The sequence below is a fragment of the Dehalococcoidia bacterium genome, assembly GCA_035528575.1.
Lineage (GTDB): Bacteria > Chloroflexota > Dehalococcoidia > E44-bin15 > E44-bin15 > DATKYK01.
The window spans coordinates 40803-59110 of the sequence record DATKYK010000041.1 but is presented as its reverse complement, the minus strand read 5'-3'; the positions used below and the strand labels follow the sequence as shown (position 1 = coordinate 59110).

The 18308-nt window shown below is 53.0% G+C and carries 13 protein-coding genes; 8 read left to right on the top strand and 5 right to left on the bottom strand.

What is annotated here, in order from left to right; translation table 11 throughout:
• The first annotated feature begins 7 nt into the window (after positions 1-7).
• Positions 8-3091: a DNA polymerase III subunit alpha gene (locus tag VMX96_10440; protein ID HUU64316.1), complete on the top strand. Its 3084-nt coding sequence runs from the start codon at positions 8-10 to the stop codon at positions 3089-3091.
• 306 nt (positions 3092-3397) lie between these two features.
• Here VMX96_10440 and VMX96_10435 read toward each other — a convergent pair whose 3' ends face one another.
• The gene (locus tag VMX96_10435; GenBank protein HUU64315.1) at positions 3398-4564 is read right to left on the bottom strand and encodes a CaiB/BaiF CoA-transferase family protein; all 1167 of its coding nucleotides are present in this window, start codon (positions 4562-4564) and stop codon (positions 3398-3400) included.
• A 469-nt stretch (positions 4565-5033) separates the two neighbouring features.
• Between VMX96_10435 and VMX96_10430 the strand changes: the two genes are divergently transcribed.
• The 5 genes from VMX96_10430 to VMX96_10410 all read left to right on the top strand — a co-directional run bounded on the left by VMX96_10430 (position 5034) and on the right by VMX96_10410 (position 11296).
• The gene (locus VMX96_10430) at positions 5034-6008 is read left to right on the top strand and encodes a DUF362 domain-containing protein (protein HUU64314.1); all 975 of its coding nucleotides are present in this window, start codon (positions 5034-5036) and stop codon (positions 6006-6008) included.
• 356 nt (positions 6009-6364) lie between these two features.
• Positions 6365-6997 carry a cobalamin-dependent protein gene (locus tag VMX96_10425; GenBank protein ID HUU64313.1) on the top strand — a complete coding sequence of 211 codons (633 nt, stop codon included), beginning with the start codon at positions 6365-6367 and terminating at the stop codon, positions 6995-6997.
• Positions 6998-6999: 2 nt separating this feature from the next.
• Positions 7000-8160 carry a uroporphyrinogen decarboxylase family protein gene (locus VMX96_10420; protein HUU64312.1) on the top strand — a complete coding sequence of 387 codons (1161 nt, stop codon included), beginning with the start codon at positions 7000-7002 and terminating at the stop codon, positions 8158-8160.
• A gap of 2 nt (positions 8161-8162) precedes the next feature.
• Positions 8163-10007, top strand: a complete 1845-nt coding sequence (locus VMX96_10415; protein ID HUU64311.1) for an ASKHA domain-containing protein — start codon at positions 8163-8165, stop codon at positions 10005-10007.
• Between the two features lie 458 nt (positions 10008-10465).
• A complete protein-coding gene (locus VMX96_10410) occupies positions 10466-11296 on the top strand; it encodes a CFI-box-CTERM domain-containing protein (protein HUU64310.1) in 831 nt (276 codons plus the stop codon).
• A gap of 164 nt (positions 11297-11460) precedes the next feature.
• Here VMX96_10410 and VMX96_10405 read toward each other — a convergent pair whose 3' ends face one another.
• The 4 genes from VMX96_10405 to VMX96_10390 form a co-directional block, all read right to left on the bottom strand.
• Positions 11461-12972, bottom strand: coding sequence for a patatin-like phospholipase family protein (locus VMX96_10405; GenBank protein ID HUU64309.1), 1512 nt, complete (start codon positions 12970-12972; stop codon positions 11461-11463).
• 182 nt (positions 12973-13154) lie between these two features.
• Positions 13155-14228 carry a 4Fe-4S binding protein gene (locus VMX96_10400; GenBank protein HUU64308.1) on the bottom strand — a complete coding sequence of 358 codons (1074 nt, stop codon included), beginning with the start codon at positions 14226-14228 and terminating at the stop codon, positions 13155-13157.
• Between the two features lie 236 nt (positions 14229-14464).
• A complete protein-coding gene (locus tag VMX96_10395; GenBank protein HUU64307.1) occupies positions 14465-14782 on the bottom strand; it encodes a hypothetical protein in 318 nt (105 codons plus the stop codon).
• Positions 14783-15159: 377 nt separating this feature from the next.
• Positions 15160-16152 (bottom strand): methyltransferase, encoded by a 993-nt coding sequence (locus VMX96_10390; GenBank protein HUU64306.1) that lies wholly within the window; start codon positions 16150-16152, stop codon positions 15160-15162.
• Positions 16153-16558: 406 nt separating this feature from the next.
• On the opposite strand from VMX96_10390, the gene cpaM reads away from it, so the two are divergent.
• Complete coding sequence (cpaM, locus tag VMX96_10385) at positions 16559-17218, top strand: corrinoid protein-associated methyltransferase CpaM (protein ID HUU64305.1); 660 nt, start codon at positions 16559-16561, stop codon at positions 17216-17218.
• Between the two features lie 5 nt (positions 17219-17223).
• Complete coding sequence (locus VMX96_10380; protein HUU64304.1) at positions 17224-18303, top strand: HgcAB-like fusion protein; 1080 nt, start codon at positions 17224-17226, stop codon at positions 18301-18303.
• Positions 18304-18308: the final 5 nt, after the last annotated feature.

Sequence of the window (18308 nt, the reverse complement as noted above, 5' to 3'; positions counted from 1 at the left end):
TGTTAACATGAGTTTCGTTCATCTCCACGTTCACTCCCAGTATAGCTTTCTTGACGGGGCCTCACCGCTGGAGCGGATTTTGGAAAAGGCGGGTGCTCTGGGCATGCCCGCCTTAGCCCTTACCGACCATAACCGGCTGAGCGGAGCCATCAGGTTCTATGAGAGGGCAAGAGCCCTCGGGGTAAAACCGATCATAGGGGCTGAGGTCGATCTGGAGGGGGGATATCACCTGACGCTCCTCTGTAAAAACAGACAGGGTTACTCAAATCTGTGTCGCTTGCTGACCGAGGCTCACCTGTCGAATCGAGGAAGGCAGCCACAGGCTACCAGAGAGATGTTGCAGAGGTTAAGTGCTGGCCTGATCGCACTTTCCGGGTGCAGCAGGGGTGAGCTTCCTACATGGCTGGAGAGGCGAAATGTGGGCAGGGCAATAGAGGCAGCCTGCTTCTACAGGGAGGTCTTCGGAGAGGACTTCTTCGTGGAGCTTATACGGTACCCCTCAAGGGAGGGGATGGTGGCCAGCTACCGGCTTGCCACCTTTGCCGTAGAGGAGAACCTGCCTGTAGTTGCCACCAACAATGTCCACTATGTCGAAATGGAAGAGTACGCGGTAAAAGAGCTGCTCAGTGCCATAGGCCGGAATGTCCCCGTCTCCGAGCTTGGGTGCTACCGAACTGTAGAGCAGTACCTCAAATCCCCCCAGGAGATGGCGAGCCTCTTTAGGGGTTTCCCCCGGGCACTGGCTGCAACGGAAGAGATTGCTTCCCGGTGTAACCTGGAGCTGGAGCTGGAGCTGGGTAAACCCCGCTTCCCCGAGTTCGCTGTTCCCCGGGGTGAGACCGACTATAGCTACCTATCCAGGTTGGCCCTTGACGGAGCACGGAGGAAATACGGCTCGCTTACCCCCGAAATCGTAAAGCGTCTTGAGCTCGAGCTTGATACCATCCGCAGGCTCGGCTTTTGCGGCTACTTTCTCGTAGTCTGGGACATAGTTAAGTGGGCCAGGGAGAGGAGTATCAGGTGTCAGGCCAGGGGCAGCGCGGTAGATAGCCTGGTGGTCTATGTACTGGATATAAGCGTGGTTAATCCCATGGAATATGGCCTCCTCTTTGAACGTTTTATGCACCCTTTAAGGCGTGAACCGCCCGATATCGACCTGGACATTGACCGGGGACGACGGGACGAGGTGAGGGACTATATCTATGAGAGGTATGGTGCTGAGAACGTGGCCAGCGTGGGGACGATAAATACATACATGGCCCGGGGTGCCATTCGTGATGTGGGCAAGGCGCTTGAGATACCGGAGGGGGTCATTGAAGAGGCCTGTAGGGGCATCCATTACCTGTCTGCCTCCAGGCTTATGGAGTGTGCGGACAGCCTGCCCGAGTTGAAGAACAGCGCCGTATATAAGAGGCCTGAGCTTGCCGGTTTCTTCAAGTTGTGTGCTGCCATAGATGGTTTCCCCAGACATCTATCCGTCCATTTAGGGGGACTGCTGATCGGAGACGGCAGGCTTTCCGATTTGGTACCTCTGGAGTGGTCGAGCGGTGGGGATGTCATCAGCCAGTATGACAAGGACGATATCGAGAGGCTTGGCATCGTCAAGATGGACCTGCTGGCGCTCCCCACCCTTACCGTTATCGAGGACGCGCTGACCGGGGTTAAAAGGAATCGAGGTATTGATGTCGATATAGACCAGATACCACAGGATGACCCTGAGGCCTTTGCCATGCTCCGTGACGGTAAGACCATAGGCACCTTTCAGCTTGAATCTCCGGCGCAGAGGGAAATGGCAGGGAGGCTGCTGCCTAATCGATTTGAAGACATCGTTGTCTCAATTGCCCTGGTCAGGCCGGGGCCTCTCAAGTCAAACATGGACAAGCGCTACCTGCCCCGGAGACACGGCAGGGAACCGGTAACCTACCTTCACCCCAGACTGAAGGCTGCCCTTGGCGAAACGTTGGGGGTGATACTCTACCAGGAACAGGTGCTTCAGGTTGCCCATGACCTAGCTGGAATGAGCTATGCGGAGGCGGATGGCTTCAGGAGAGCCATGACGCATGATCGAACTCCAGAGGAGATGGAGAAGATGCGGGGCTCGTTCATCTCCAGCGCCGCCAGAAACAGGGTGGATAAAAGGATTGCTGAGAGGGTGTTTGAGCAACTGGCTGCCTTCGCCGCTTACGGCTTCTGTAAGGCTCACGCCGCTACTTATGCCATCCTCGCCTATCAGACGCTCTGGCTGAAGTGTCATTACCCCGCAGAGTTCTTCGCTGCGGTGCTGTCGAATCAGCCTATGGGTTATTATCCGCCACATGTCCTGGTAGCTGAGGCAAGGAGGTGTGGGGTGGAAATAATGCCTCCTGATATTAATAGGTCCTCTGACCGATATACCGGGGGGGGTGGGGCTATACGTGTTGGTCTCGCCCAGCTCAAGGGAATGTCGAACCGGGCCCTGCAGTCTATCCTTGCGCAGAGGGCGGAAGGGAGGTTTACCTCACTAAGGGATTTCGTGCTTAGAACCAGGGTAGGGCAACCTATCCTGGAGAACCTGATAAGGGTTGGGGCCTTTGATTCGTTGGGAAGTAGAGAGGAGATGCTTTCCGAATTGCCCGGCCTGGTGGGTCTAGGCCGGAGGGTGGGAAAGGGGGCGAGACCCCTGATGGAAGATGCAGAGACAGGCTCAATAGAGGCTAACCTTAACATCGATAGGAAGACGAGGATGCTGGCGGAGAGAGAGCTACTATCGCTGGATCTATCGGCACACCCCCTGGATTTCTACCCCTTCGACAACGGGTTCACCAGGATAAAAGACCTGCCATCTGTGGCGAAGGGTAGTGCGGTTAAGATTGCCGGCTCTGTCATTCGTTACCAGACCCCACCGACCAGGAATGGAAACAGGGTGCTCTATGTCATAATGGAGGATGGTACCGGTGTAGCCGATGTAACGGTATTCGGTGATGTCCAGGAAAAGTGCGGGCAGGTTATATTCAGGGAGGGCTGGCTCGTGGTGGAAGGGAAGGTTCAGAGAAGGGGGCCAAAGGCACTTTCAATTATTGCAGAGAACCTGTCCCCCCTCAAACTATGGTAAAATTATGTCCCTTTTCCAGGATATGGTTCAATTGAGTATATTTCCGTTTTAAAAAGCCTTGAATGATTTCTACGCTTTTTTCACCCACCTATCGGCCCCGTAATCTTTGAAGATCTCTATTGCTTAATTGAGTCGCGCCGATTTTATAGCCGTCTTATTTGTTTTGGTGCCCCAATAGTAGACACTGCTGGTACTGGCAAGAGTATCGGAGAATTTCACCCAGCTATTTATCAAGTGGTAGAAGAATTACAGAAGAGCGAGTCCGGCCCTGTCGAGCAAGTCTTTTTCTTTCGATGGCGAGTTCCATCAACCAACTGCTCCCATTTCTCGAAGTTCACTTATACGGTTATCAGTATAGCCTATCTCACGTAGAATTTCGTTAGTATGCTGTCCAAAACTGGTGACCCAGTTCCTCACATCCACTGGGGAATCAGAGAGCTTATGCATCGAGCCGATCTGCTTGAGACGGCCCGCTGTGGGATGATCAGACTCCTGGATCATCCGCCGCGCGATCAACTGGGGATCGAATTCCACCTCATCGATACCCAAGACCGGTGCAAAACATGTATCTGCATACATCAACAGCTCTACCCACTCATCCCGCGTTTTAGTCTTGAATTTCTCTTCAAAGAATTTATACATCCCGTTCCGCTTCTCGCCCTCATCGAACTGATACGGGATGAACTCTTCACCTTCCAGAAGCTTGCACAGGTTAGCGAAAAACTTTGGCTCAAGTGTAGCAATGGTGATGTACTTCCCATCCTTTGTTTCATAGACGTTATACCAGGGGTACATCCCGTTCCAGATAGTTTCGCCTCTCTTGGGGACTATTCCACGTTTGTATAGATACGGGTTTGTCTGCATGGATGTCACTTCCGTTATGGCGTCTGTAATGGAAACATCCAGGAACTGGCCTTTTCCCGTACGATCACGCGCGATCAACGCTGCTAGAATGCCGACTCCGGCGGACAATCCTCCGGACCAATCAGCGACAACTGCGCCCGTTATAGCAGGCATCCCACCCTTCGGTCCGGTCAAGTCCAAAAGACCGCTGATCGCTATGTAGTTTAGTTCATGCCCGACTATGTCACGGTAAGGCCCATCCTGCCCATAACCAGATAGGGACGTATATACTATTCGGGGGTTAATGTCTTTAATGGTATCGTAGTCGATACCCAAGCGCTTACTCACCCCGGGGCGGAACCCTTCCATCATGATATCAGCGCTCTTCGCAAGGTCTTTAAAGACCTCTGTACCCGCTTCTGTTTTTAGGTTGACGCCGAATGTACGACAGTTACGCAGACCGGGATAGGCCTCGAATACCATCATAGGTAGCGCGCTATGTTTCTCTTGATCGACATCAGATACTCTGATTACATCGGCGCCGAGGTCACTAAGCATCTCGGTGCAGAAAGCACCAGGGCCGATCCAGCACATGTTTATTATCTTTATGCCATCAAGCGCCAGTACCATTTTCTGTGTCGGCTCCTTCTAAGATTCATCATTGTTATGAGATAACATCGCTATATCTTTTTATTCACGCGTACTATATATTACCTATTCAAGTGGTAAATTACAATGACCGTCCCAAGTGACTAAACCTTGCTATGGTCCTGGATAGCATGCGATAAATGATTTGGATAAAATTGAGGCAAGAAGCTAGAAAGGCGCCAGTTACGAATTACTAGTAAAGCTTAGTCATTTCGGTTTTTTAGGGGGAATAATTTGATTTATTCCTTACTCTGGGAGACAACGCACTGCCGGTGTTGCTATAATAGCATCGCAGCATTTGGGCTGTCAGAATGCTAAACACTTAAAAAGGGGTGAACTTATGGCACAGGTTTTGTTTTTTGACTATTCTAAAGGCCTAAACCCCTTAAGTGGGATCCAAGCCCTTCTCCGAAGGTCGGGATTCGAAGAGATGATACCCGGTGGCGGGTCTGTGGCAATCAAGCTACATATGGGGGAGCTGGGTAACATAAGGTATATAAGGCCCGTTCTGGTGCGGAAGTCAGTGGATATCGTGCTGAAAAGGGGCGGCAGACCCTTTCTTTTCGATACCGTGGCTTCTTACCCCGGAAAGAGGGATACCAGGCAAAAATACCTGGATACGGCGGCTAAGAACGGGTTTGCCGAGGCTACCGTGGGTGCCCCGGTTGTGATAACCGATGACGATGACAGGCAGGAGGCATTACCTATCGGGAATCGAATCCGCGGCTGTCAGCTCGGGCAGGCTAAGGTTCCCTCCTTGCTGCTGGAGTCGGGTTGTATACTGGTTCTCTCTCACGTAAAGGGTCATGAGCTTACCGGCTTCGGCGGTGCGTTGAAGAATCTGGGGATGGGCTGTGTGTCCACAGAGACTAAGAGGGCCGAGCACCTGGTAAACATGCCGGAGTTCGATGAAAGCGGCTGCGATGGCTGTGGTAAGTGTGCCGACGCGTGTCCCACCGATGCAATAGGGATGGTGAATGATAGGCCCGAGAGAGAGGTGGAAAAGTGTATCTCCTGTGGTACATGCTGGTTCACGTGTCCTTTAGGGTGTTGGGTATGGCCTGCCGGGTCTAAGGAGAAGCTCCAGGTCTACTTGGCTCACGTAGCCGGTGCTGTGTTATCGGCATGCAGGGGGAGGATCGGTTTTCTGAACTTTATCCAGGATGTTGTCCCCTATTGTGACTGCGCCGCACCATCAGGGGAGCCGGTTATACCGGATGTAGGTATCGTGTTTTCTCTTGACCCGGTAGCCGCCGACAAGGCATCTCTCGACCTTATTGACCGGGCTCCCGTTATCCCTGGTTCTACATCGGAAGTGCCCCCCGACCTGCTGGGGAAGATGCACCGGACGCATAGCCTGGTGCAACTCGAAACAGCGGAGAAGCTGGGGGTCGGCACAATGCAGTACGAGATGGTTAATGTTTAATGGTTAATGGTTGTGTTGGGCTTCCTGTTCCCAATTTCGTCAGTTGGTAGCGTGGCATAACTTTATTAAGAGCCGTAGCAGACCTCCCCTGTCATTGCCAGCGCAGCGTGGTAATCCCCGCGTTACATAATCTAAATCATGCTATTTAGGAGATTGCCACCTCTCCCCGCTCCTAGCAATGATAGTTTAAATGCCTGCCCATACACCGCCTCTGTGATTGCTTCATACCCCCAGGCCCATGCGCGGGTATAAACCGGGGCCGCGGTTACAGGTATATAACCAGTACGATGGATGGGTATGCTGCATTGACCATCGGGCTGCTGGTAGCATATAATCCTCGCGGAAGGGGGTATGGGATGTCAGAAGAACTGAGCATGGCGCTCGTAGAGTTGGAGAGGGACAGGGTCGCGGAGGAGGTAAAAAGCAGGGCGGAGAGAGGCGAGAGCCCGGTCCAGATCCTCGAGGAGTGCCGACGGGGCATGGCCATCGTGGGCGAGCGTTTCCAGAAGGGCGAGTACTTCCTGGCCGAGCTGATGCTGTCCGGCGAGATTTTTAAGGGGGCGATGGCCATCCTCGAGCCTTACCTGGCCGGGGTGCGCCCCTCCAAGCCCCTGGGCAGCGTGGTGCTGGCTACAATGAAAGGAGACATCCATGACCTGGGTAAGAACATCCTTGCCATCATGCTCAAGGCCCAGGGCTTCGAGGTGCATGACCTGGGGGTGGATGTGGCCCCGGGCCTCGTAGTGGAGAAGGTCAGGGAAACCGCCCCCGATTTCGTCGGCTTCTCGGCGCTGATCACCACTTCCTTCGATAGCATGAAGCAGGCGGCCGAAATGTTGCACGAAGCCGGCCTCAGGGAGCAGTTCAAGCTCATGATCGGGGGAGGCGTAACCACCTCCGTGGTCAAAGACCACGTGGGGGCTGACTTCCAGACCACAGATGCGACAGAGGGCGTGGCCTACTGCATCGATGTGATGAGAGGGGGATAGAGATGGCCAGCGAAACGATGACCTCCCAGGAAAGAGTGCAGGCGGCAATCCGACTGGAGAAGCCGGACCGCGTCCCGATCGCTATCCTGGCAACCGCAGCACCATTCGCCCGGATCTCCGGTATGGCCGCAGCGGAGTTCTACTCGGATGAGGAGAAAGCGCTCGATGCCATATACAAGGTGTTTGATGATGTTGGGGGGTGGGACCTGGACCTGGGCAGCCTTACCGGGAAGTCGATAATGATGATAAAAACGGTAATGACGCTGGCCCTCGGGCTCAGGCTGGCCTATCCCGGCATGGAATTGCCCGATGACTACGCTTACCAGGCATGTGAGGAGGAGGTGCTGAAGCCGGAGGACTACGACACCATCGCGGAGATAGGCTGGGTGAAGTTCATGACCGAGGACCTCGTATTCCGCGTCTTGGACATCACGCCAGCGGAGCTGAACCAGACACTGAATGAGATAATTCCCAGCTTCTTCAAGGGCATGGATGAATGGGCGAAACGGGGGGTTGTTACCATGTATCCCCCCTCCCCTTTCACCTGCCACCCCTTCTTCAGGCTCTCGCTCGGCCGCTCCATGATAAAATTCACCGAGGACCTGTACTACAACCCCGAAATTATTGAGAAGGCTTTGAAGACAATGACCCGCGAGTTCATCGAGGCCACGATCAACGGCTGTAAGATGTTCAATAGCAAGATCACGCTCGTCGTCGAGGAGCGCGCCGGGGGCTACTTCTACCCGCCGAGGATCTTCGAGCGTTTCTGGTGGCCCTATACTCAGGAGATCGTGGACGCCCTGTGGTCCGAGGGGATCGTCACCTGGTTCCACCTGGATACGAGCTGGGACAGGAATATCCCCTACTTCAAGCAGTTGCCCCGGGGCTCGGTGGTGCTGGCGCTCGATGGCACCACCGACATCTTTGCCGCTAAAGAGGTGCTCCGCAACCACGCCTGCCTCTCCGGAGACGTGCACCCCACGCTGCTGTCCCTGGGGAAGCCGGAAGAGGTGGAGGCTTACTGTAAAAAGCTAATCGATGAGGTTGGCGGAGACGGTGGGTTCTTCCTGTCCTCTGGATGCGAGCTTCCCGCCGCTATTAAAGCGGAGAATCTTAGGGCGATGATCCAGACGGGCAAGACCTACGAGCTTTCTAGAAGTTGAAATTGTATAGGATTGATTTTGAGCCCGTAGGCCGGCGCGGCGAATGCCCCGCCGGCCGATCGCTGCTGGAGGCGGCGCAGAGACTGGGGGTGGACCTGGTCAGCCTCTGCGGGGGCAAGGGTACCTGCCACCGCTGCAAAGTGCAAGTGATTAGTGGGAGTGTATCGCCACCAACCGAGAATGAGAAAAGCTACCTCTCTTCTCAGGAACTTGAAAGCGGCTATCGCCTTGCCTGCCAGACCTACCCGCTTGGCGATTGCAAGCTGGGAGTGCCGACGGAGTCCCTCACAGCACCCCAGCGCACCCAGGTGGAAGGCTGGGAGGTTGCGGTTAGCCCGGAGCCGCCGGTTCGCGCCTACCGCCTGGAGTTAACACCACCCTCAATGGATGACCTGCGCGCCGATGCCAGGCGGCTTCTGGAGACGCTCTACCGGCAGCATCAGGTTCGCTGTGGTACCATCGATCTCGAGGCGCTTCGCACCCTGTCGCCCCAGCTGAGGTCAGGGAAGTGGCAGGCTCAGGCTTCGGTGCGGGGTGACGAGGTTATCGCCGTAAGTTCCTGGCACGGCCGCCAATTGGGGCTGGCGGTAGATATCGGCACCACCAAGATAGCGGGTTACCTGATCGATCTAGATAGCGGAAAGACGCTTGCTGCGCATGGCATTATGAACCCTCAGATTTCCTCCGGCGAGGATGTCATCAGCCGAATCGCCCGTGTCAGGGAGTCTCCATCCACAGGGGCGAAGCTGCAGAGGGCGGTTGTAAAGGCGATCAACCAGATGATGGTTGACCTCTGTGCCGAGGTCGAGGCCGAACCGGAGGAAATACTCGAAATGGTGGTGGTGGGCAACACCGCCATGCACCACCTGCTGCTGCGCCTGCCGGTGGCGCAACTGGCACTCTCACCTTTCCTGCCGGCGGTATGCGATGCCCTGGACATTAAGGCTCGTGAGCTTGGAATACGTGCTAGTCCCGGAGCATACGTGCACCTGTTGCCCAACATTGCTGGCTTTGTGGGTGCCGACCATGTTGCCATGTTGCTGGCTACGGGTGTGTGGCAGGCTGGTGGGGTCACGCTGGCGCTGGACATAGGTACCAACACCGAGGTGGCGATAATAAGCGGTGGCGAGATAGCCAGTGTCTCCTGCGCCTCGGGCCCCGCTTTCGAAGGGGCGCATATCAAGGACGGCATGAGGGCGGCACCCGGGGCAATAGAGCGGCTGCGGCTGGTAGACGACACGGTCGAATATCAGACCATCGGTGGCGCGCCGCCAGCAGGTATTTGCGGCTCGGGAATCCTCGATGCTATAGCACAGCTTCACCTGGCCGGTGTGCTGGATCACGGTGGGAGGATGGGCGATCACCCGCGGGTGCGTGGGGTAAAGGGGCAGCGCGAGTTCGTGCTGGTAAGCGAGGGTGAGATGGCGGAATGGGGAGGGCAGGCCGGGCAAGAGGGGCGGCCGGCGATAACTATCACACAGCATGATGTACGCGAGCTGCAACTAGCCAAGGGAGCTATAAATACCGGTATTCAGGTGCTATTGGAGGCGACGGGACACACCGCAGCGGAGATTGAACAGGTAGTGATTGCCGGGGCTTTCGGTAGCTACATCGATGTGGATAGCGCAACGGCGATCGGGATGTTGCCGCCGTTACCGCGGAGCCGCTTTCGGCAGGTAGGAAATGCCGCTGGCATGGGAGCAAAGCTGGCACTGATCTCACGGCATCAGCGGGCCGAGGCGCAAAGGATAGCTGATCGAGTCCAGTATCTCGAACTTACAAATGCCCCTAATTTTACAAAGACTTTCATCGACGCAACATACATAGGACAAAAGGAGCCCCGTTGATTTCCCTGGCACTTGAAGTCAAAACAATACAATGGTAAATACTGTAACGAAATGTTCAGTATCACTGGTTAATTAGCTTACTTGACTTACAGATACCACGGGGATATTATGAGCTCGACGAGCGATGAGGATTGCCTCATCACGAGCTGAAACTTGAATTACAAGATGTTGACATACAGGTAACACAGTATCGGTAGTACTGAACGCAAAGAACGCCATCTTAAGAAGGAGTAGAAGTCAGCAGCCGAATATATGGTTCCGAGGAGGGCAGACTCGCTGAACAGCGGGGGCGCCGAGCCACGGGCCTCAGGTGGAGAGGATTAACCGGGACGTCTGGGTTGTCGAAGAATGAGCCAGTTATTAGGGGCCTTTCGCGGTGGAGGGGGGCTTCATTATTTTAAAGAGGGCATTAGTTACTTAGGGCTTGAATGGGAACGTGCCATGAAAAGAGCTGAATTATGAGAAGGGTATTGTTGATATTGATTATTGTTGTGGTTCTGATAGCGGCCGGCGTTGCCAGCTGGATCTTTTTTACAGCAGGCGAAGAGCCAGCAGCTGAGCCTACGCCAACTCCAACGTGTGAACCGGGGGTGATATGCGTAACCGCGGATCAACTGTGCGACGATTATGACAAAAATAGTTTTCAAGCAGATGCCGAATATAAAGGGAATATTCTTGATGTATCCGGGAAGATAGGTGTAATAGGTAGAGGTGTGCTTAGTGAGGAGCCCTACCTTACACTGGATTGTGGATTATTAAGCGATGTTTTTACCGATGTTTGGTGTTACTTTGATGAGGATGACGTAGATAACCTGATACCGATAGAGGAAGGAGATTATGCAGTAGTTAGAGGTAACTGCACCGGCAAAAGTACGATATATGTAGCCATAAGGCATTGCTCTTCGGTTGAGGTTATTGAACCTCCAGACGATGATGGCTGGTGCTTCATTGCTACCGCTGCCTACGGTTCTTATATGGACAGCAATGTTGATATCCTACGCCAGTTCCGCGATAGTTACCTGATGACCACCCCCGTCGGCAGAGGTCTGGTATCCGCCTACTACAGGCTCAGCCCGCCGGTAGCTCGGTTCATCGATAACCATCCCGGTTCGAAACCGGTAGTGAGAGGTATGTTGTGGCCCGCTGTTGCTCTCAGCAGGGTGGCGGTTAATACCACACTGGTACAGAAGATGGCCACTTTCGGCGGTCTGGCGCTGTTTTCCGTTGCCCTGGTGTGGTGGCTGAAGAGACGGTCTCCGGGGAGGTTGAAAGGCTGGTTTCATAGTTAGCCGCTCCAACAAGAAATGCCTGAGGAGCGCTTGTTTTCTTAGTTGCAATTAAACCCCTGCACGTGCCTCTGCTACTAGCCCCTTGAACCGATAGGGCTCAGTAACGTCTACCCAGGTGATTACTATACTTCGGCCTGTGACCTTGACCCTCTTTCGGTTTAGCTTTAAGGGCGGTAAGGGTTCTTCTTCCTGGCTGAACCTCGGATGAGGCCAGCATTTATTAGTTTGGCTACCGTTGCCTCGTAACCGCGGTCAACCATTCCCCTCCAGGTCTTAATGTCTTTGTTCACGGAGAAATCCAGCCCGTTATAGCCTTTTAACGGAATGTATACTTCGTAGTAAGGATAGGTTTCCTTGATACCCGAGCGCCAGGGTTCGGTAAAGGTCAGTCCTGCGGCCAGGGATACATCAACCAGCCTCAACGCACGTTCTATACCGATGAACTCGCCGAATGGACTCCCCGAGAATAGACCTCCCCACGAGAGGAAAGCGAACTCCGGGTTTTCGGCAAGGGCTTCGGTGTTATTCGGTGAACGTCCCTCTTTGGAGCCGGGCATATGCCACTTTGGTTCAGGACAGCCCCAATGAGAGGGGGCATCAATCTCTTTATCCAGAATAAAACCTACTTTGGTCCTCGCATTGTCGTCTGCGCTGGGCACAAGGTATCCCTCATGTCCTCCGGTGAAGAGCCAGAAGGGGAAATTGCAGATTAATCCTCCGTCCATTATCTCAAATGTATTGCCTCCTCTAGTGTACTTCCTAGGCTTAAAGAACAGGGGAACACTCATAGAATCGCGTAATGCCCGCGCCACTTCCATATTGCCAGCACTGAGCCTTGTGCGGACCTGCATCCGCTTCGCCTTGTCCGGGTGGGACGTGTTCGCTGAAATGACACCCAGCTCCAGAGGTAGATCCTTGAACCGGACCGGGCGTACCGATAGACCTCTGGACTCCCAAACTTTGGCCTCCAGTAGTTCTTTCATCTTCTTGTACATAGCTTGGCCTTCGAAAAACCCGCCTTCGAAGGTCCAGTTCACAAAGAGTCGATAATCTTTAACCGTATCGGTAAATGCCCTCCAGGCAACATCGGCTATATCTTCGCGAAGCTGCTCCAGGGTAATGGGCATGAAACTCCGGATTGCGGGCGTGTCCTCCGGGTAAAAGTGCAACGCGGTGTTTATAATGTTATAGATGCGGTTCCGAAACAGGTTCAATCTCCCGAATGATAGTGCGACGATTCTACCCGTGATGTCATCTACCAACTGGTTACGTGCTGGAAGTCGGGTTAGTTTCCTATTGAGAAGCTCGTCCACCGCATTCAGCTTGATGGCTCTCCAGAGATACGTCTTTCTCATGATAGTAGAATCTATATCGCTCGAGGATTCAGGGTAGTCGAGGAATGTGGAAAGATCGATGGGTTCTGTTATCGAGGACGGCAGTGAGTCGGGTCTATGAGTGGTTGATTCTAACGGAGCGAAAATCCATTCCAGCTCGGCAGCATCGTAGCCTGCTGCTATCAGGGCTGCCACCATGGAACCCGCCGACGTGCCCGCAACGCGTGCGAACCAGAAACCATGCTCTCGAACTGCTCTGAGAGCACCGACATAGGCCATTCCCAGTGAGCCACCCCCGGAGAATATCCCATCCAACAAATCAGTTCTTTTTACCCGTGGCACCTTGCCCATCCCGGTCTCATAAAGTTAGTTACTTATAAAAATTAGTGAGAATACCCCTTAGCTTGCTGGCGGGATGAATCGCAGGGTGGCAAGAAGCGTCTTTAGGCGCTGCAAAGCGAATTCGAACGATGAAGGTGCGAGAATTCTCGTCACAGATGGCCGTCGGCTTGCTGAGGGGTGATTCATTTTCTGGACATGATATTCATGTACAGGGTTTTGGTATTTACTGGAGGCAACGATTCCTGCTCTTTCTTGTGTAACTGGAGAGCATTCGATGTGCAAGTTGCCACACAGTTCCCACAGCCGATGCAACGGTCACGGTTGACTGTAGCAACGTCATTTACCATTTCCAGGGCATCTAACTGGCATATATCCAAACAGGTCTCACAACCGTTGCACAGGTCGGGGTCCACGACAGAATAGTAGTTGGTTGCATAGAACTCTGCCGGGCAGGGGAGTTTTTTAACCGTGGTCAGGATTGCACAGCAATCACCGCAGCAGCAGCAAATATAATGCGGACGCTGTGAGTTCTCCGGCTGCAGGACTAACCCCGCTTCTTCTGCTTTGTTCAAAATATCGAAGGCTTCATCTTTGGTGATAGAGCGTGCAAGGCCCAGGTTGAGGTGGTGCTCGGCTGCACGACCAAATATTAAACATGTCTCACGAAGGTCGGTATGACGGCAGCTTTCACCAATGAGATCCTTGGCCTGGCGGCAAACGCAGTTAGCTACTGCAATTTGACCATCGATGCTATCGACAATTTGTCTTACGTTGTCATAGCTGCTGACGTGATACTCTCGGGGAATGCTTTTCTCGATGGGGATGGTGCGCAACTGGGGAATCTTGGTACGGTACACTTCCTGGCCAAATGCTTCATCGAGATACTGCAGCATGTCTTCGGTGAAACCCTTGGTGAGTCGCTCCACCTGTAGTTCGAATATTCCTACAGCGAGCATCGCATTTCCATAGTATTTCTTATCATCCTTTTTTCTAGTTAGAATGGTCCCCTTATGGACCATGCGGTCCAGTATCTGTTCCAGTTCTTGGATAGAAATTCCGATTTTTGCCATTTTTTGGTAAATGTCATTTAGGGGTTCCGGTATCATAGGAAGTTGTGTTGCTATTTCTGCCTCTTCTGGAGTGAAGAGGTGTTTCAATATGCGGATTTCAACACCCGATTTCGTCGGCGGGTAACCGATGGGCAACTCGTCTAGATGCTTTTGCAAATCTCGATAGATCTGACTCGCCGTGGTCATATTGCCCTCCTCTTGTGATTTGGCTCAATTGCTAAATGGACATGCGACAATCCGGGCTGGGCTATTTGGTCTTCGTTCTCTTCGACTTGCGTCTGCTGCTCTTCTTGGCGTGAACCTTGTCCTGTGCCTGGTCGCGGAATCCCTTCATTCGAAACCAGGATGGAGTGCGGTAACCTTTCATAAGTTCTACGCTTCAACAGATAAATATCCTCTACTAGAAGCCTCCCTGTTCGGCCCTATTCTTGCTGCTCGCTCTCCTGTGACCACTCCTGCATAATCTTCTTTACACGATCGGCAATCTTTGGGTTTGAGCGGAGTCTATCGATGAATACAGGGCAGCCCTCGAGAAGGGAGTTTTGAGCCGCCATTGCCATACTCGACAGGAGCTGAGATATGCCGTACGGCGTTCCCGGCATTGACGCACCGGGCATTGAGGACTCCATTTGCCTTCTCAGGTCCTCTTCCGTCACCCGTATCGGTAGCACGCAGTTCTTATACCAGGGGCATGACTTGCACTGGACCAGTGCCTGTGCTTCATCGTAAATATCGCTCATGTTTAGCCTCTTGCCCAGATACGCCTGATGGGCTTCTTAGTGCTATTATAGCACCTGGAGTCTTCTATGTGCAGCATACAAAATCTAGCGGTCTGTCAAATGTCTGCTAGCCTGTCCCTGTTTGCCTTGCCCCTGAGGATAATGAGCGCTTAGCGGTTTGACCGGTGATTTTTTTCTACTTTTAATGCGCCGCCGACTGGCATGGCCATAACCGGGATGGGTATGCGCGTTATTAACCCATAGACGAATGCTCCCAGCCCGCATCTGGCCAACCAACATCCTTTACAACCTGTTCCCGCGCGCATGGGGCAGATTGAATCGCAGTCTCCCGTTGAACCGAAGCCCAAAGTATGCAACCCTGGCGGAGACTGACGGATTTACGGACGGATTGCTGTGACAATACCGCTCCCTCTCTGGGCGTTGGAGGCAATAAGAGACACGTCCACAAAGCCGACCGAGCGAATGACAGCAATCAGCTCATGCACAGTATAGGCACCGATCATCAAGTTGAAGAGCGCCGCAGGTAAAGGCCCGCTTTTATCATTGTCTAACAAGAAGTCATTTACGATGAGCATTCCGCCTTTTACCAGCGCACGCATTCCCTGATTCAGCCTTTCCTCTGCTTGAAAGCCTGGTCCATGCATGGTGTTGGACATTAGTAGACAATCATATCCAGTGCCGAACTCGTCACGATTCCAGTCACCTTCCTTCACGGCGATACGGTCTTCCATATGGAACCGCTCAATCACCTGCTGGGCAATGGCAATGGTTTGTGACAAATCCCATACGACAGCCCTTAGCTTGGGGAAGCGTTGGCACAGGGCGATGCTATACGTACCCGGACCACCACCGACATCCAGCAATAAACTTCGGTCACTTAAGTCTAATTGTCTCGCTACCCACTGTCCTACACCATTGGCAGCATAGCCGTGCATGGCCCAGATCCAGTGCTCGTGCCAGCGGGATATGAAAGCTTCAGGTGGCTTTGGTGCTGCTCCGCGATCCCCCGTGCGTATTATATCGGGAAGCCCCGTACTGGCCCACCACAGTGTTTCGTTGTGATCGAGAACACCGCCGAGATAGCGCAGGCTTTCGGGCAACAGTGTATCCACTGCCAACTGCGTCAGCACGAAATGATCGTTATCCCGCCCCGCAACACCAAGGGCGCAGCAAGCGATGAGCAACTTCTCGGTCATAGCCACGTCCGTTCCGCACTGTTCTGCCACCTCCATGGGCTTTTTGGGTTCCCGAAGTGCTTCAAAGATGCCAAGCTGATGAGCTGCCATCAAAACTCGGGATGCCCGAAATTGCCAGTTGAGTTCCAGTAGCGCCGCTGCTCCCTCTAAATTATCAGCATCAAACAAGTTCACTTTACATCCTCCATTTCTCTCCGCATTTTGCGGTGTCCACACTATGCCCTAATAGTCCAGGGTTGCGCCATCGTGAATAACGCTAGAATTCCTGATGATAACAACTGTAGCATACCGGGCCTTTTGAGATCAATCTACTGACTTCACAAGCGGCCGTTTGGTCTGTTGTGAACATACTACACCATAGGTTTTATTAAGTAAGAAGGAGCTATAAGGTAGAGACCTCCGGTTATATCGGGGCAGAAATACATCTCGGGGCGGGTGAGTGGGAAAAGGTGAGATCGATTAGCTTCACTCTAGATGACAACCAGAGGAGGCGAACGGTGAGGTATCGCTAATGTATTGGATGAGTACATAGATGTTACCTTGCCTCAGGGAAGTTGCTATAATGGGCTCGGAGACAATAATGGTAAGCTATGCATTTATGAAAGTCCTTGAGTCGTCACCGCAGCGCTACGACACCGGTATCAATCTGCTATCGTTAGGGCACAGTAACAGGGTTCAGCGGGATATCGTTGAAAGCTATATAACAGCCGGCGACGAAGTCCTTGAAATAGGTTGTGGTACCGGGACGATGGCAATACTCTGTGCCGAGAAAGGCGCATCGGTAGTCGGATTTGACACTTCGTATCGGATGCTGGCTATTGCGATAAGAAAAGCGGGTGAGCGAAATTTGACCGACAAAATTCAATTTCGAGAAATGGCTGCCACTGAAATGGATAACAACTTTAGTGATGGAACCTTCGATAAGATCGTGAGCACTCTGGTATTCAGTGAGTTCTATCCTGATGAACAGAAGTACGTACTGCGGGAAGCAAATAGAATCCTGAGACCCGGCGGGCTCCTCATCATCGCCGATGAAGTTAGGTCAAATTCGCCGTGGAAGCGCATTTTGCATTTATTGGTTCGCGTCCCACTAGTGGTAATAACCTATATCCTGATACAGGCGTCAACCAAAGCATTGAAGGGCATCGAGGATGCTCTGACCGACAGTGGATTCGAAATCATTTACCAAAAAAGAAGCTTTCTTGATTCCTTTGGGCTCTATGTGGCTAGGAAGAGTTAGCCGATATGGGAGCTAAGCAGGCCATCAGAACAGCCATAGCAACCCTGTTCCGCTTATTCCCCCTTTCCGTGGAGCCAGGACTGAGGGTTTTAGGTAATCCCGATGAGAGGAGCCCCGTTTTCGTCACCGCCAATTTCGACCTCACTGTGAAAAGGCTTACAAGGCACCTGAGGTACTTGGACTGTTATTTGTTGGTAGCCCCAACAGGCGGCATAAATGTCTGGTGTGCCGCCAAGGGCGGCAAATTCACTGCCCATTCGGTGATCTCGGTGGTTAGAACGTCGAGAATCGGCGAGAGGGTAACCAACCGAACACTGATACTGCCTCAGCTCGCTGCCCCAGGTATCGATACTCGTCTGGTGAGGAAGGAGACGGGCTGGCGCTGCAAGTTTGGCCCGGTGTATGCCAGGGACATACCTGGATACGTGACCAATAGCTTCAAGAAGACCGATGACATGCGCCGCGTCAAGTGGCCCCTTATCGACCGACTGGACGCAGGCATAGGAGTCTTCTTCTCCATGTTTCTCCTCATCCTGGTAATCCTGGCTATCTTCGGCACGTCCTGGCTTGTCGAGTTTGTGGTGTTGAGCTGGGGACTTTTCTTCCTGATGTACGGCTTCTATCCTCTCATTCCGGGTAGAGTAGGGTGGCATAAATTGCTTTTCCTGGAGGGGCTAATAGCAGCAGGGCTTCTAGTATATGTTTCCCTCGGTGCGGGGCAATCGTGGTATATCCTCGACCTGTTCTTTATGGCCATGGGGCTTGTCATAATAATTGGCACCGATTTTAGCGGGGTAACCCCGTTATATAAGAGTGACCTTGACCCCCTGCTAGATAGAATAGGCATAAGGCAAATTGGGCCGATAAACTTTGGGGAGCGGGCCAGAATAAAAAGGGGGGAAATAAGTCTCGATGAAGCTAACTGCACTGCCTGTGGTATATGCTACGATGTCTGCCCCCGGGGGGTCTATGACATTGAGAGGGGCTGGCACAAGAGGGTGATAATGAAATACCCGGGACGCTGTGAGAGATGTGAAGCATGCATTCTCCAATGTCCCAGGGGAGCCATCTCCATCGCAACCTAGTTTCA

What these genes read in the sequence shown, in the direction of transcription:
- VMX96_10440 (HUU64316.1), top strand. Translation starts at nt 8, where the DNA reads ATGAGTTTCGTTCATCTCCACGTTCACTCCCAGTATAGCTTTCTTGAC.
- VMX96_10435 (HUU64315.1), bottom strand. Translation starts at nt 4,564, where the DNA reads ATGGTACTGGCGCTTGATGGCATAAAGATAATAAACATGTGCTGGATC.
- VMX96_10425 (HUU64313.1), top strand. Translation starts at nt 6,365, where the DNA reads ATGTCAGAAGAACTGAGCATGGCGCTCGTAGAGTTGGAGAGGGACAGG.
- VMX96_10420 (HUU64312.1), top strand. Translation starts at nt 7,000, where the DNA reads ATGGCCAGCGAAACGATGACCTCCCAGGAAAGAGTGCAGGCGGCAATC.
- VMX96_10410 (HUU64310.1), top strand. Translation starts at nt 10,466, where the DNA reads ATGAGAAGGGTATTGTTGATATTGATTATTGTTGTGGTTCTGATAGCG.
- VMX96_10400 (HUU64308.1), bottom strand. Translation starts at nt 14,228, where the DNA reads ATGACCACGGCGAGTCAGATCTATCGAGATTTGCAAAAGCATCTAGAC.
- VMX96_10395 (HUU64307.1), bottom strand. Translation starts at nt 14,782, where the DNA reads ATGAGCGATATTTACGATGAAGCACAGGCACTGGTCCAGTGCAAGTCA.
- cpaM (HUU64305.1), top strand. Translation starts at nt 16,559, where the DNA reads ATGGTAAGCTATGCATTTATGAAAGTCCTTGAGTCGTCACCGCAGCGC.
- VMX96_10380 (HUU64304.1), top strand. Translation starts at nt 17,224, where the DNA reads ATGGGAGCTAAGCAGGCCATCAGAACAGCCATAGCAACCCTGTTCCGC.